Source organism: Paracoccus seriniphilus, assembly GCF_028553745.1.
Lineage (GTDB): Bacteria > Pseudomonadota > Alphaproteobacteria > Rhodobacterales > Rhodobacteraceae > Paracoccus > Paracoccus seriniphilus.
The window spans coordinates 1,198,732-1,212,552 of the sequence record NZ_CP067129.1; the positions used below are offsets into that span (position 1 = coordinate 1,198,732).

General features: G+C 62.4%; 10 protein-coding genes. 4 read left to right on the plus strand and 6 right to left on the minus strand.

Annotated elements, in window-relative coordinates; genetic code table 11:
• Window positions 1–62 precede the first annotated feature (62 nt).
• From JHW44_RS05915 to JHW44_RS05930, 4 genes are all read right to left on the minus strand, one after another.
• Window positions 63–1,175, minus strand: a complete 1,113-nt coding sequence (locus JHW44_RS05915) for a TRAP transporter substrate-binding protein (RefSeq protein ID WP_089343275.1) — start codon at window positions 1,173–1,175, stop codon at window positions 63–65.
• 242 nt (window positions 1,176–1,417) lie between these two features.
• Window positions 1,418–2,692: a phosphopyruvate hydratase gene (gene eno / locus JHW44_RS05920; RefSeq protein ID WP_089342978.1), complete on the minus strand. Its 1,275-nt coding sequence runs from the start codon at window positions 2,690–2,692 to the stop codon at window positions 1,418–1,420.
• A 69-nt stretch (window positions 2,693–2,761) separates the two neighbouring features.
• Window positions 2,762–3,460, minus strand: coding sequence for an endonuclease/exonuclease/phosphatase family protein (locus JHW44_RS05925; protein WP_089342977.1), 699 nt, complete (start codon window positions 3,458–3,460; stop codon window positions 2,762–2,764).
• A gap of 78 nt (window positions 3,461–3,538) precedes the next feature.
• Window positions 3,539–4,939 carry a protein adenylyltransferase SelO gene (locus tag JHW44_RS05930; RefSeq protein WP_089342976.1) on the minus strand — a complete coding sequence of 467 codons (1,401 nt, stop codon included), beginning with the start codon at window positions 4,937–4,939 and terminating at the stop codon, window positions 3,539–3,541.
• 296 nt (window positions 4,940–5,235) lie between these two features.
• Between JHW44_RS05930 and obgE the strand changes: the two genes are divergently transcribed.
• Both obgE and proB read left to right on the plus strand, forming a co-directional pair.
• Window positions 5,236–6,267, plus strand: a complete 1,032-nt coding sequence (gene obgE, locus JHW44_RS05935) for a GTPase ObgE (protein WP_089342975.1) — start codon at window positions 5,236–5,238, stop codon at window positions 6,265–6,267.
• The gene (proB, locus tag JHW44_RS05940) at window positions 6,255–7,367 is read left to right on the plus strand and encodes a glutamate 5-kinase (RefSeq protein ID WP_089342974.1); all 1,113 of its coding nucleotides are present in this window, start codon (window positions 6,255–6,257) and stop codon (window positions 7,365–7,367) included. The genes obgE and proB overlap by 13 nt, the downstream gene beginning before the upstream one ends.
• On the opposite strand, the gene JHW44_RS05945 is transcribed toward proB, so the two are convergent.
• Together JHW44_RS05945 and pepN are read right to left on the minus strand one after the other, a co-directional pair.
• Window positions 7,364–8,290: a 1-acyl-sn-glycerol-3-phosphate acyltransferase gene (locus tag JHW44_RS05945; protein ID WP_245846805.1), complete on the minus strand. Its 927-nt coding sequence runs from the start codon at window positions 8,288–8,290 to the stop codon at window positions 7,364–7,366. The genes proB and JHW44_RS05945 overlap by 4 nt on opposite strands.
• Window positions 8,291–8,332: 42 nt before the next feature.
• Window positions 8,333–10,921 carry an aminopeptidase N gene (gene pepN / locus JHW44_RS05950; RefSeq protein WP_245846804.1) on the minus strand — a complete coding sequence of 863 codons (2,589 nt, stop codon included), beginning with the start codon at window positions 10,919–10,921 and terminating at the stop codon, window positions 8,333–8,335.
• A 182-nt stretch (window positions 10,922–11,103) separates the two neighbouring features.
• Between pepN and JHW44_RS05955 the strand changes: the two genes are divergently transcribed.
• Window positions 11,104–12,021, plus strand: a complete 918-nt coding sequence (locus JHW44_RS05955; RefSeq protein ID WP_179217628.1) for a hypothetical protein — start codon at window positions 11,104–11,106, stop codon at window positions 12,019–12,021.
• Between the two features lie 213 nt (window positions 12,022–12,234).
• Window positions 12,235–13,809: a Re/Si-specific NAD(P)(+) transhydrogenase subunit alpha gene (locus JHW44_RS05960; protein ID WP_089342973.1), complete on the plus strand. Its 1,575-nt coding sequence runs from the start codon at window positions 12,235–12,237 to the stop codon at window positions 13,807–13,809.
• Window positions 13,810–13,821: the final 12 nt, after the last annotated feature.

A 13,821-nucleotide genomic window follows, 5' to 3' on the forward strand; every position in this document is an offset into this window, starting at 1 on the left:
ATATTCGACAAGAAAACCGCCGCAGAAATCTGCGGCGGTTTCCTTTTGCAGAGGCAAGACGCTTATGGGGCCAGCTTGCCGTTGCGCTGCTGGATCATCATGAATGTATCGAAGGTGTATTCCGAGGTCTGGGCATAGAGATACCAGTCATCGCGGAATTGCAGCATGGCCTCATACTGCGTCTTGAACCATTCATTCTCGGCAGACAACTCGGCATAGACTTCATTCGCGGCCTCGAAGGCAGCCGTCAGGATTTCCTCGCTGAAGGGGCGAAGCTTTGCGCCCGATGCAACCAGTTCTTTCAGTGCTGCCGGGTTCTTGCTGTCATATTTGGCCAGCATGTTCTGGTCGGTGGCCTGCGCGCAACTGCGCACCAGAGACTTGTAGTTGTCAGGCAGCTGGTCCCACTGCGCCTTGTTGAAGAAGAAGCTGACCGTCGGGCCACCCTCCCAGAAACCGGGATAGTAGTAATAGGGCGCAACTTTCTGGAAGCCCAGCTTGCTGTCGTCATAGGGGCCGACCCATTCCGTGGCGTCGATCGTGCCTTTTTCCAGCGAGGCATAGATATCGCCGCCGGCAATCTGCTGGGGCACGACGCCAAGCTTGCTGACAACGCGGCCTGCCAGTCCGGCGATGCGCATTTTCAGCCCCTGCAGGTCGGCAAGGGTGTTGATCTCCTTGCGATACCAACCACCCATCTGGGTGCCGGTATTGCCGCCGGGGAAGCTGATCAGGTCATATTGCTCGAGGAACTGGTTGTATTTCTCCAGCCCGCCGCCGTGATAGTTGTAGGCGGCCTTGGCACGTCCCGAGAAGGTAAAGGGCAGATCGGCACCACAGGCAAAGGCCGGATCCTTGCCCCAGTTGTAATAGCCGACCGAATGCGCGCATTCGACGGTGCCATCGGTGGTCGCATTGATGGCGTCCAGACCGGGGACCAGCTCGCCCGCGGCGAAGACCTGGATCTTGAACTTGCCGTCGGTCGCCTCTTCCAGGCGTTTGGCCAGTTCGGGGCCGCCGCCATAGATCGTATCCAGCGAGGTCGGGAAGGACGAGGCCATCCGCCAGTTGATCGAGGGCATTTCCTGCGCAATGGCAGGGGCGGCAAGCGTGGTGCCCGCCGCTGCGGCCGCACCGCCAACCGAGGCGCGCGTCAGGAATGAGCGCCGGTCCAGAGACTTGGATTTCTTCATGTATTCTCCTCCACATGGGTCGGGTGGAGCGAACGCCCCGACGAAGTCCCGCCCTGTATGAAGCAGCAGTTTAGCCAGTAACTTGCACCTGTCGAGGGGGGCAATCAGGCAATATTTCACGATTCCAACGCTTTCCCCAACGTCAGCCGGATGCGGGGTTCAGGCTGTTGCCGGAAATATGGAAATGCCCCGCCCGTCGCATTCGGACAGGCGGGGCGGTTTCGTCAGCGCAGGATCGAGCGGCCGGCGTATTCGGCGGTCTCGCCCAGCATTTCCTCGATGCGGATCAGCTGGTTGTATTTTGCCAGCCGGTCCGAACGGGCCAGCGAACCGGTCTTGATCTGGCCGCAGTTGGTGGCCACGGCCAGGTCGGCGATGGTCGCATCTTCGGTCTCGCCCGAGCGGTGGGACATGACGCTGGTGAAGCCGGCGCGGTCAGCCATGCGCACGGCGTCCAGAGTTTCCGACAGCGTGCCGATCTGGTTGACCTTGACCAACAGGCTGTTGCCGCAACCCTTGGCGATGCCATCGGCAAGGCGAACCGGGTTTGTCACGAAGAGATCGTCGCCGACCAGTTGCACCTTGGCGCCCAGTTTCTCGGTCAGCAGTTTCCAGCCGTCCCAATCGTCCTCGGCACAACCATCCTCGATCGAAAGGATCGGGTAATCGGCGCAAAGCGCGGCAAGGTAATCGACATTCTCGGCGGGGGTCAGGGATTTTCCTTCGCCCTTCATTTCGTATTTGCCGTCGCGGAAATACTCGGTCGATGCGCAGTCCAGCGCCAGCATGATGTCGTCACCGGGTTTGTAGCCGGCTTTTTCGACTGCTTTCAGGATGAAATCCAGCGCATCACGGGTGCTGGACAGATTGGGCGCGAAACCGCCCTCATCGCCGATGCCCGTGGACAGGCCGGCTGCGGACAGTTCCTTTTTCAGTGTGTGGAACACTTCCGAACCCATGCGCACGGCTTCACGGATGTTTTCCGCGCTGACCGGCATGATCATGAATTCCTGGATGTCGATCGGGTTGTCGGCATGTTCGCCGCCATTGATGATGTTCATCATCGGCACCGGCAGAACACGGGCGGCGGTGCCGCCGACATAGCGATACAGCGGCTGGGCACAGGCCTCTGCGGCGGCTTTGGCCACGGCCAGCGAGACGCCCAGAATGGCATTTGCCCCAAGACGCGATTTGTTCGGCGTGCCGTCCAGATCGATCATCAGCGCGTCGATGGCGCGCTGTTCGGTCACATCCTCGCCGATCAGGTTCTCGGCGATCTCGCCATTGACCGCGGCAACGGCTTCCAGCACGCCCTTGCCCATATAGCGGGATTTGTCGCCGTCGCGTTTCTCCACGGCTTCATGTGCGCCGGTCGAGGCTCCCGAGGGAACGGCGGCGCGACCCATGGTGCCGTCTTCCAGCGTCACATCAACCTCGACGGTCGGGTTGCCACGGCTGTCAAGGATTTCACGGGCGAAAATGTCGATGATGGCGGTCATGGGCCTCTCTCCATTGGTCTATGTTGCCGTGTTCATACTTGCCGCAGGGACAAGTAAAAAGCGCCAAATTCATGGCAAGGAGATTTCGGCCCAGATCGGCAGGTGGTCCGATGCCCTGCGCGCCAGATCCTCGCCATAGACCCCCGACCGCAAAAGGGTCAGATCGCGCGACATCACGATACGGTCCAGCGCAAGCTGCGGCATTGGTGCGGGATATGATGGGCCCGGCGTGATGATCCGATATTGGCTGAGCGATTCCAGCCCGCGATCATCGCGCCATTCGTTGAAATCGCCCATCATCACGATGTGATCTTCCGAGATGCGTGCCGCCTGTGCCGCAATGCGGGCCAGTTGCGCGCGCCGCGACGATCTTGCCAGCCCCAGGTGCATGCCGATCACGGTCAGCCCGGGCAGGCGTATGGCAACGGCACCGCGCGGTTCCAGACCGGGAAGGGGCAGGCGGCGCACCACCGCGTCCTGCGCCAGGTCGGGGCGCAGCAACAATGTCTGGCCATGCCAGCCGAGGGATTGGGTGCCTGTCCGTCCGGAAATCTCCAGTGGGACAAGGCCGGTCTCGCGTTTGATCAGGCTGCGCGGCAGGGCCTCGGGTCGGGCACCAAAGCGGAAATCGACCTCTTGCAGGGCTATGATATCCGGGCCGAGATCGCGGATGACGGCCAGATTGCGCTCGGGCGCATGGGGGCCTGTCATGCCCCGGCACTTGTGAAGATTGTAGCTGGCCAGTCTGAGCACTTGCGTCCCTGTCATCCGGTTGCGCAGTTGCGGTTGCACACAGAATAGCCCTCGTCTGCGGCGCTGCAAGTGGGTCGCTGCAGGCAGAGGGGGTCAGGTGCCGCAGAAAGTCTGCTGCACCACCTCCTGTGGTTGTGGCGCTGCGGCCAGATCATCCCATTCGGTGCGGTTGTCGTGGGGATGGGTGACCGCCGCGAAAAGCCGTTCGAACGGAGCAAGATCGTCGGCAACTGCCGCGGCGATCACCTCTTCAATGCGATGGTTGCGCGGAATTCTTGTCGGATTCGCATGCTTCATCACATTTGTGTCCGGACTATGCGCCTGCCAGCGGCGGGTCCAGTCGTCAAATGGCGCCGGGTCGGAAAATTCGAACCGCGCCGATCCATCAGCCAGCCCCGCGAAGACGCGCGTGAAATCTGCCCGTTGCCGCGCCATCAGTGAAAGAAGATCTTCAACCAAGGGTTGCGTCTCCGCTTTTCCCGTCAGGCCCAGCTTCGCCCCGAACCGGCGCAGCCAGGCGTCCTGATAGAGTGGCGCGAAACCGTGAACCGCCTTGGTCGCAAGTTCGATGGCGGTGTCGCGTTCGCCCATCAGGGGGATCAGGCAGGTCGCCAGCTGCGCAAGGTTCCAGACCGCCATTTGCGGTTGTTGCGCCCAGGCATAGCGCCCGGCGCGGTCGATCGAGGAAAATACCGTGTCCGGATGATAGACATCCATGAAGGCACAGGGCCCGTAGTCGATGGTTTCGCCCGATACGGCCATGTTGTCGGTGTTCATCACCCCGTGAATGAAGCCAAGTGCCATCCATTGCGCGACTGTTTCTGCCTGACGCGCAACCACCTGCTCCAGGAAGGACAGGGGTCCATCGGCAGTTGGGTAATGGCGCGAGATCACGTGATCAGTCAGGGCGGCAAGGGCCTTATCCTGTCCGCGCACGGCGAAATACTGGAATGTGCCGACGCGGATATGGCTGGCTGCAACGCGGGTCAGCACTGCGCCGGGCAGGCCGTGTTCGCGCCAGACGGTTTCGCCCGTGGCCACGGCGGCCAGGGCGCGGGTGGTCGGCACGCCCATGGCGGCCATGAATTCGCTGACGATATATTCGCGCAGAACCGGCCCCATCCAGGCACGCCCATCGCCGCGGCGCGAAAACGGCGTCTGGCCGCTGCCTTTCAACTGGATGTCAAAGCGCGCGCCATCAGGGGCAATCACTTCGCCCAGCAGCACGGCACGTCCATCACCCAATTGAGGAACGAAGCCGCCGAACTGATGGCCGGCATAGGCTTGGGCCAATGGCTCGGCCCCTTCGGGCACGCGGTTGCCCGCCAGAACCTCGACACCTGCAGAGGATCGCAGCCATTCCGGTGACAGCCCCAGACGCCTGGCCACATCCGTATTCAGGGCCAGCAGGCGCGGGCTGGCGACGGGGGTCGGCGCGACTCGGGCATAAAACTCGTTCGGCAGACGGGCGTAACTGTTGTCAAAGCGGATCATGCTGTGACCTCCTGTCCCGTCTATCTAGGAACGCGAGGGGCACGGGAAAAGGCCTGCCGGGTGACGTCGTGGCTATTTCCTTGGCGCTTTTGCAGTTACCATGCCGACAGCGGGCGGACAGATGCCGCAGCTGCCCCCGAAGGCTGTATGACCGTCGCGCGAAAAATCGCTGCATGGCAGCGACAGGACCGACCTTTTGCCGCCGGGTAAATCCGGGCAAGTTCTGATTGCGCCGTTCGCGCCCCTTGCGTGAAACCGCTGAGGCGCGTATCGCGTGCCGCAAAGGAGCCAGCACGATGAAATTTCTCGATCTCGCCAAAGTCTATATCCGCTCGGGCGGAGGGGGCGCGGGCTGCGTGTCGTTCCGGCGCGAGAAGTTCATTGAATATGGTGGACCCGATGGCGGTGACGGCGGTCGCGGTGGCGATGTCTGGGCCGAAGCGGTCGAAGGGCTGAACACGCTGATCGATTTCCGCTATCAGCAGCATTTCTTTGCCAAGTCCGGCCAGCACGGTATGGGCAGTCAGATGACCGGCAAATCGGGCGATGATATCGTCCTGCGCGTCCCGGTGGGGACCGAGATCCTTGAAGAGGACGAAGAGACGGTCATCGCCGATCTGACCGAGGTCGGGCAGCGCGTGCTGCTGGCCAAGGGGGGCAATGGCGGCTGGGGCAATCTGCATTTCAAATCCTCGACCAACCGCGCGCCGCGCAATGCCAATCCGGGGCAGGAGGGAGTCGAACGCACGATCTACCTGCGCCTGAAGCTGATCGCCGACGCCGGGCTTGTGGGGCTGCCGAATGCGGGCAAGTCGACATTCCTTGCGGCGGTTTCAAATGCCCGACCCAAGATCGCCGACTATCCCTTTACCACGCTGCATCCCAACCTGGGCGTCGTGGGGATCGATGGTCGTGAGTTCGTCGTGGCCGATATCCCGGGCCTGATCGAAGGTGCCAGCGAGGGGCGCGGTATCGGAGACCGTTTCCTGGGCCATGTCGAGCGTTGTTCGGTGCTGCTGCATCTGGTCGATGGCACGTCGGAAACCGTTGCCGAGGATGCCCGCACGGTCCTGACCGAGTTGCAGGCCTATTCGCCGGTTCTGATGGAAAAGCCGCGCGTTACGGCGCTGAACAAGATCGACGCTCTGGACCCCGAAACGCTCGAAGAGCGCCGTGGCGAACTTGAGGCCGAACTTGGTCAGCCGGTCTATCTGATGTCGGGCGTCGCCCAGCAGGGGGTGCCCGAAGTGCTGCGCGCCCTGTGGGCCGAGATTGCGCCCACCCGTCAGATCGTCAAAGAAGAATCCGACACGCCATGGCAGCCATAGCACCTTCCCTGAATTCGGCGAAACGTCTGGTCATCAAGATCGGCTCGGCCCTGCTGGTCGGGCCGGACGGGCTGCGCAGCGAATGGTTGCGCGGCCTGTGTGACGATGTTGCCGACTGGCGGCGCAAGGGCTGCGACGTGGTTCTGGTTTCCTCTGGTTCGATCGCGCTTGGCCGCCGCGTGCTTGGCCTTTCCGAGGGGGCGTTGCCGCTGGAACAGGCCCAGGCTGCCGCCGCCGTCGGACAGATCCGTCTTGCCCGTGCCTATGAGGAGGCATTGACCCCGCATGGCGTCAAGACCGCGCAGATCCTGCTGACGCTGGAAGACAGCAGCAACCGCCGCCGCTATCTGAACAGCCGGGCGACCCTGCAAACGCTGCTTTCGCTGGGCGTCGTACCAATCGTCAACGAAAACGACACGGTTGCGACCGACGAAATCAGATTTGGGGACAACGACCGTCTGGCCGCCCAGATCGCGGTGACCTGTGGCGCGGATCAATTGCTGCTGCTCTCCGATGTTGACGGGTTGTATACCGCCAACCCCAAGACCGACCCAGGCGCACGCCATCTGCCGGTGATCGAGCATCTGACCCCGGAAATCGAGGCCATGGGCGGTGATCCCGTTTCCGGCCTGTCCAGGGGCGGCATGAAGACCAAGTTGATGGCAGCCCGCACTGCGGTCTCGGGCGGTTGTGCGATGGCCATCGCCGAAGGCTCGGTCCAACGCCCGCTGTCCGCGGTTGTCGCAGGTGCCCGCTCTAGCTGGTTCCTGCCCGAGGGTGATCCGCAGGCCGCGCGCAAACGCTGGATTGCGGCAATGAAGCCCAGGGGCTCGCTGATCATAGACATGGGTGCGATGGAGGCCTTGCAGCGCGGGAAATCGCTGCTGCCGGCGGGGGTTCTGGGCGTGACGGGGGATTTCGGACGGGGTGAGCCGATCACCATCACCGGCCCCGAAGGGCAGTCGCTGGCCAGCGGATTGACGCGCTATACGGCCGAAGAAATCCGCCGTATCGCGGGCCATCATTCGGCGCGGATCGAGACGATCCTGGGCTATGCAGGCCGTGCCGCGGTCATCCATCGCGACGATATGGTGCTTTAGGCGCTGCCCCGTTGTGCGACGTGCCGTGCGACGCGCAGCAGCCTGTTTCCACGACCGTCCTGCATCAGTCGCGCCGCATTTGCACCGGGCGGCGGAAGGGAAAGCACCGCGTCACGCAGGATGGCGATCGCCTCTTCGCTGTTCTTGGGCAACAGGCCTGGGTCGATCGGTCCGCCGATGGTGACGCGATAGGATTGCCGGGGCTTGTTCAGGACCTCGTTGAACAGGGTGACATCGCGCAAGGTCGGATGCAGCGCATCCAGCAGATAGAACAGCACCGAGTTTCTGGCCCGGATCCGCAGCGGAATGACCGGCACGTCGAACTTGCGCGCAATCATCGCGGCGCTGGCCATCCATGGACGTTCATGCAGGGACAGGCCGCGCCGCTTGGCCAGACGCCCCGAAGGAAAGATCAGCCCTATTCGTCCGGCCTCAAGCGCGCGGCGGGTGTAATCCATGGTGGCGCGGGTCTTGGCATGGCTGCGCTTTTCCAGCCGCCATTCCACCGGCGCGATCAGATCCTGCATTTGCGGCAGGACCCGGATCATGTCGTGATTGGCAAAGATGAAAAGATCGTCGCGCAACGGCGAAAGCATCGCGTTCAGAAAGATCCCGTCGGCAATGCCGGTCGGATGGTTGGCCACGATCAGCGCCGGACCGCGGGCGGGAATATGCTCCATCCCGTCGACCAGCAGATCGCGCACGATCAGCTGGGACATGCGGCGCATGATTTCCGGGACAGGCTGATCGCGCAGTTCGGCCCCCAGCCGGATCGTGCGCGGGTATTGCAGCAGTCCCATCATCGCCAGCCGGGCCAGTCGATGATGGGGTTTGCCTGAAAAAAGCCATGGCGCCCGCTCGGCAATCAGCGGATCAAGTCGGGCGCGCATATCCGCGCGTGCATCGGCAGAATGTTCACTCATTCTGTTATCCTGCCGTGGCTTTTTCAGCATCACAAGTGAAGTTTATTTGTCACCCGCGGCAATCATCCTTGAGACCATTTCGCGCAGGTTTCTGCTGATCCCCTCCATCTCCGCCATGCGGTTCAGCGCCGCCAGCGCGGCGGCGCGACGGCCCGCATCATAGCGGGGCCAGGTCTCAAAGGCCGTCGACATGCGTGCGGAAATCTGGGGGTTGGCCTTGTCCATCTTCATCAGCCAGTCGGCGGTAAAGTCATAGCCGCTGCCATCGGCAGCATGGAAGCCGGCGTGATTGGCGGCCAGCCCGCCCAGCAGGGAACGGAAGCGATTGGGATTCTTCCAGTCGAAATCGGGGCGGCGGGCCAGTCTTGCCGCGATCGCCGCCGCCTCTGCCGGAGGTGCGGCCATGGGCTGCACCGCGAACCATTTGTCCATTACCAGACGGTTGTCAGCGAACTGATCGGCCATGGCGGTCAAAGCGGCCTGACCGCGTCCGCGCCGGATCAGGCAGGACAGCGCGGCCATGCGTTCGGTCATGTTGCCGGCGATGCCGAAGAGGACCTCGGCGCGGTCTCCGCCGTCGATACGGTTCAGCAGCCCCAATGCGGCAATGCGCAGGGCGCGCCTGGCGGCAGAATCGGAATCCGGTGAATAGGGGCCCTTGACAACCATGCTGTCATAGAGACCCGCCAGCAGATCGGTATGAGCCTCTGCCATGCGGCGGGCCAGATCCTCGCGCGCGGCGTGGATGGCATCGGGGTCCGGCGTCACGCCAGAAGCTGTCAGCCGGGTGGCGATTTCCTCTTCGCCAGGCAGGTTCAGACACAGGGCGCGGAAGGCGGGATCGGCCTGATCGTCCCCGGCAAGCTGCCCGATGGCGGCAACATAATCCTCGCCGCCGTCACGGCCCTGTGCCAGAGCGGTCAGAGCGGACAGCGCCAGATCGCGCCCGGCTTCCCATCGGGCAAAGGGATCGCTGTCATGGGCCAGCAGGAAGGCGCGCGTTGCATCGTCGATCTCGCGCTTCAGGATGACAGGGGCGGAAAATCCGCGCAGCGCCGATACCACCGGCCTTGCGCCAAGCCCGTCGAAGGTGAAGCTCTGCTCGGCCTCGGTCAGTTCCAGAACGCGTGTGGCCGCGACCTCTTGTCCGTTGGGGCCGATCAGCCCGACCGCAAAGGGGATGACGCGCGGCGGCTTGTCCTGCTGCCCGGGTGTGGGGGGCGTGCTCTGGCGAAGCGTCAGGGTCAGCCGCCCATCATCGGCGTTCCAATCCTCGTGCATCTCGACATGCGGGGTGCCGGCATCGGTGTACCAGCGCTTGAACTGGGTCAGGTCGCGCCCGGTTGCATCCTCGAAGACCTGAAGCCAGTCCTCGATGGTGGCCGCATCGCCGTCATGACGGTCGAAATACAGGTCCAGCGCCTTGCGATACCCCTCTTCCCCGACAAGCTGGCGCAGCATCCCGATGACCTCGGCACCCTTTTCATAGATTGTCGCGGTGTAGAAATTGTTGATCTCTTCATAGTGATCGGGGCGGACGGGATGGGCCAACGGTCCCTGATCCTCGCGGAACTGCCGGGCACGCAGGGCCTGGACATCGGTGATGCGTTTGACCGGGGCGCTGCGCATATCCGATGTGAACTGCTGGTCGCGAAAGACGGTCAGCCCTTCCTTCAGGCAGAGTTGGAACCAGTCGCGACAGGTGATGCGATTGCCCGTCCAGTTGTGGAAATATTCATGGGCGATGACGCCTTCGATCCGTTCGTAATCGCCATCCGTTGCCGTCTCGGGAGAGGCCAGAACCAGCTTGGAGTTGAAGATGTTCAGCCCCTTGTTCTCCATGGCACCCATGTTGAAATCATCGACGGCAACGATGTTGAAGACGTCCAGGTCATATTCGCGGCCATAGACCTCTTCATCCCATTTCATGGATTTGATCAGCGATTCCATCGCGAATCCGGCGCGATCCTCGTCACCCGGACGCACCCAGACATTCAGCGCGACCTTGCGACCGGACATGGTGGTGAAACTGTCGCTGATGGCGACCAGATCCCCCGCGACCAGCGCAAACAGATAGGCAGGCTTGGGCCAGGGGTCCTGCCAGCGCGCCAGACCCGCTTCGCGCTGCACGGGGTTGCCGTTGGACAGCAGAACCGGCTTGTCGGAATGAATTGTGACATCGAAGGGCGCCATCACATCAGGGCGATCCGGGTAGAAGGTGATATGGCGAAAGCCCTCGGCCTCGCATTGCGTGCAGAACATGCCACCCGAAATATACAGCCCCTCGCAGGCGGTGTTCGCCGAGGGATCGATCTGCACCTCGGTTTCCAGAACGAAGGGCTCTGCGGGCAGCGCGGCAGCGCGGATGGTCAGGGTTTCGCCCTCGCGCATGACCATCCGGGGGTCAGGTTCCTGACCGTTGATCGTCAGGGCGCGCAGTTCCAGTTCACTGCCGCCATCCAGCACCATGTCCTGACCGCCGGCATCCGCCTTCGGGACAAGGGACAGCCGCGCGATGACCCGTGTGCTCTGGGAGGCCAGGTGGAACTCCAGCGCCGTGGCCTTCAGCGTGAAAGGATAGGGACGGTAATCGGCAAGTAGATGGGTCATCGGCTGTTGCGGCTGGGACATCTCGCGCTCCGGTCAAAAAAAGCTGCGTTTCAGGCGGAACCTGACGCCTGTGGCTGTGTTAATCGCCTGTACGCCGGGCCGCAAGCCGGGCTTCCGAGTCTATGCAATTGACATGGGGGCGAGGCTGGATCACAGGGATACACGTGTAACCCGGTGTTTCGAAAGTTAAATGGAGGCCAGCAATGACCTATGACCCGAACGACCCCAAGCGCACCAATCCCGTCGACAGTGATCCGGCTGCTCCGAAAGAAGCATATGTGGAACCGGTCGAGCGCCGTTCCTCGCCCTTGCCACTGATTATCGGTGTTCTGCTGGCCCTGGCGCTGGCATATTTCGTGCTGCAGCGGTTCATGACCGATGATGCGGTCGAGGTCGAAGGCGAAACCACCACCGTCACCACCCCCGAAGAAGCCCCGGAACCTGCGGTCGATGATGCCGTCACGACCGAGCCCGCGGTCGAAGAGGCTGCCCAGGAGGCCGAAGCTGCCGCCGAGAACGCCGCCGCTGACGCCGAAGCCGCTGTTGAAGAAGCTGCAGAAGATGCCGAAGCCGCCGCTGACGATGTTGCCGCCGAGGCAGAAGCCATGGTTGATGACGCCGAAGCTGCTGTTGACGCGGCCGTGACCGACGCCGAGACTGCTGCAGATGATGCCGCGGCGCAAGCCGATGACGCGGCTGCCGATGCCGAAGCTGCTGTTGATGGCGCGGTGGATGACGCAGGTGCCATGGTCGATGATGCCGCAACTGACGCCGAAGCTGCCGTTGACGCGGCCGTGACCGACGCCGAGGCTGCTGCAGATGATGCCGCGGCGCAAGCCGATGATGCGGCTGCCGCCGCCGAAGCAGCGGCTGATGGCGCGATGGATGAGGCCGATGCCATGGCCGATGATGCCTCGGATGCCGCAAGCGCAGCCGCTGATGATGCCGCCACGGCTGCCGACAGCGCAGCCACGGCAGTCGAGCAGGCTGTCAGCGGTGCTGGCGAAGCCGTTCAGGATGCCGCGACGGATGCCGTCGACGCAGCTGCAGATGCCATCAAGGATGCCTCGGACGCGCTGAACAGCGCCATTTCCGTCGAGGAACCCGCGACCGGAAACTGATTTCCTTCGGTTGATTGCAAGAATTGATTGTGCTGTCGAGGCCGTGCGCAGATGTCGCGCGGCCTTTTTTCTGCCTTGATTGTGCAGCATAGTTGCTTGTGCAGCATATTTGCAAAGCTGCGCCAATATGAAAGCTGACGCACTTGTGAAAGATTGTTGCGCAGTGCTATGCAGTTGCGGTTGCGATAACAGGACACGGGGGGCTTGAACGCCATGAAGATTGGCGCTTTGAAGGAGAGTTTTGAGGGGGAGGCGCGTGTATCGATCACGCCGTCCTCTACCGGACATCTTCGGAAGCTGGGACATGAAATTTATATTGAATCCGGGGCAGGTCAGCGCGCGGGATTCTCGGACGAGGATTATATCAAGGCAGGCGCAACGATTGCGTCTGACGCGGCGGAACTGATCGGGGCGGTCGATATCGTCACCAAGGTGCGCCAGCCCGTTGACGGCGAAATCTCGCAGATGCGCGAAGGTCAGTCGATCATCTCGTTCTTCTATCCCGCTCAAAACGCGGATCTGCTGGAGAAGGCCAAGGAACAGGGCATTACCGCCATTGCCATGGACATGGTGCCGCGGATCTCGCGCGCGCAAAAAATGGATGCCCTGTCCTCCATGGCCAATATCGCGGGCTACCGATCGGTGATCGAGGCGGCGAACAACTTCGGGCGTTTCTTCACCGGGCAGGTCACGGCGGCGGGCAAGGTGCCCCCGGCCAAGGTTCTGGTCGTTGGGGCCGGTGTGGCCGGCCTGGCGGCCATCGGAACGGCGACCAGCCTGGGGGCCCAGGTCTATGCCTTCGACGTGCGTCCCGAGGTGGCCGAGCAGATCGAATCCATGGGCGCCGAGTTCGTCTATCTCGATTTCGAGGATCAGGTTCAGGATGGCGCCGCCACGGGCGGTTATGCCGCGCCTTCGAGCCCGGAATTCCGCGAAAAGCAGCTTGAGCGTTTCCGCGAGCTTGCACCGGACATGGATGTCGTGATCACTACGGCGCTGATCCCGGGCCGCGACGCGCCGGTGCTGTGGACCAAGGACATGGTCGAGGCAATGAAGCAGGGCAGCGTCATCGTTGACCTTGCGGCCGAAAAGGGCGGCAACTGCGAGTTGACGGTCACGGACGAGCGTATCGTCACCGACAATGGCGTGACGATTGTCGGCTATACCGATTTCCCCAGCCGCATGGGCGCACAGGCGTCCGAGCTCTATGGCAACAACATCCGCCATTTCATCTCGGATCTGACGCCCAAGAAGGACGGTGTCATCGTTCACAACATGGACGACGATGTGATCCGCGGGGCCACGGTGACCCATGGGCATGACATCACCTTCCCGCCGCCAAAACCCAAGGTGGCCGCGATCGCGGCGCAAAAGCCCAAGGAAAAGAAAAAGGAACTGACGCCGGAAGAGCGTCGTGCCGAAGAAATCGCCGCGTTCAAGGCCGAAACCAGGTCGCAGGTGAAGATGCTGGGGATCGGCGCGATCGTGCTGCTGCTGATCGGGCTTGTCGCTCCGGCCAGCTTCATGTCGCATTTCATCGTTTTCGTCCTGGCCTGTTTCGTTGGCTTCCGCGTCATCTGGAATGTGGCCCATTCGCTGCATACGCCGCTGATGGCGATCACCAACGCGATTTCCTCGATCATCATTCTGGGCGCCTTGATGCAGATCGGGTCCGGCTCGGCATGGGTCGTGATTCTGGGTGCATTGGCCGTGCTGATGGCCGGCATCAACATCTTTGGCGGCTTCCTGGTGACGCGCCGGATGCTGGCAATGTTCCAGAAGTCGTAAGGAGAGGGATAT

Bases quoted from the DNA above. Each gene is read 5' to 3' on its own strand.
- pepN (WP_245846804.1), bottom strand. From the start codon at position 10,921: ATGTCCCAGCCGCAACAGCCGATGACCCATCTACTTGCCGATTACCGT.
- proB (WP_089342974.1), top strand. From the start codon at position 6,255: ATGGCAGCCATAGCACCTTCCCTGAATTCGGCGAAACGTCTGGTCATC.
- JHW44_RS05945 (WP_245846805.1), bottom strand. From the start codon at position 8,290: ATGAGTGAACATTCTGCCGATGCACGCGCGGATATGCGCGCCCGACTT.
- JHW44_RS05955 (WP_179217628.1), top strand. From the start codon at position 11,104: ATGACCTATGACCCGAACGACCCCAAGCGCACCAATCCCGTCGACAGT.
- obgE (WP_089342975.1), top strand. From the start codon at position 5,236: ATGAAATTTCTCGATCTCGCCAAAGTCTATATCCGCTCGGGCGGAGGG.
- JHW44_RS05960 (WP_089342973.1), top strand. From the start codon at position 12,235: ATGAAGATTGGCGCTTTGAAGGAGAGTTTTGAGGGGGAGGCGCGTGTA.
- JHW44_RS05925 (WP_089342977.1), bottom strand. From the start codon at position 3,460: ATGACAGGGACGCAAGTGCTCAGACTGGCCAGCTACAATCTTCACAAG.
- JHW44_RS05930 (WP_089342976.1), bottom strand. From the start codon at position 4,939: ATGATCCGCTTTGACAACAGTTACGCCCGTCTGCCGAACGAGTTTTAT.
- eno (WP_089342978.1), bottom strand. From the start codon at position 2,692: ATGACCGCCATCATCGACATTTTCGCCCGTGAAATCCTTGACAGCCGT.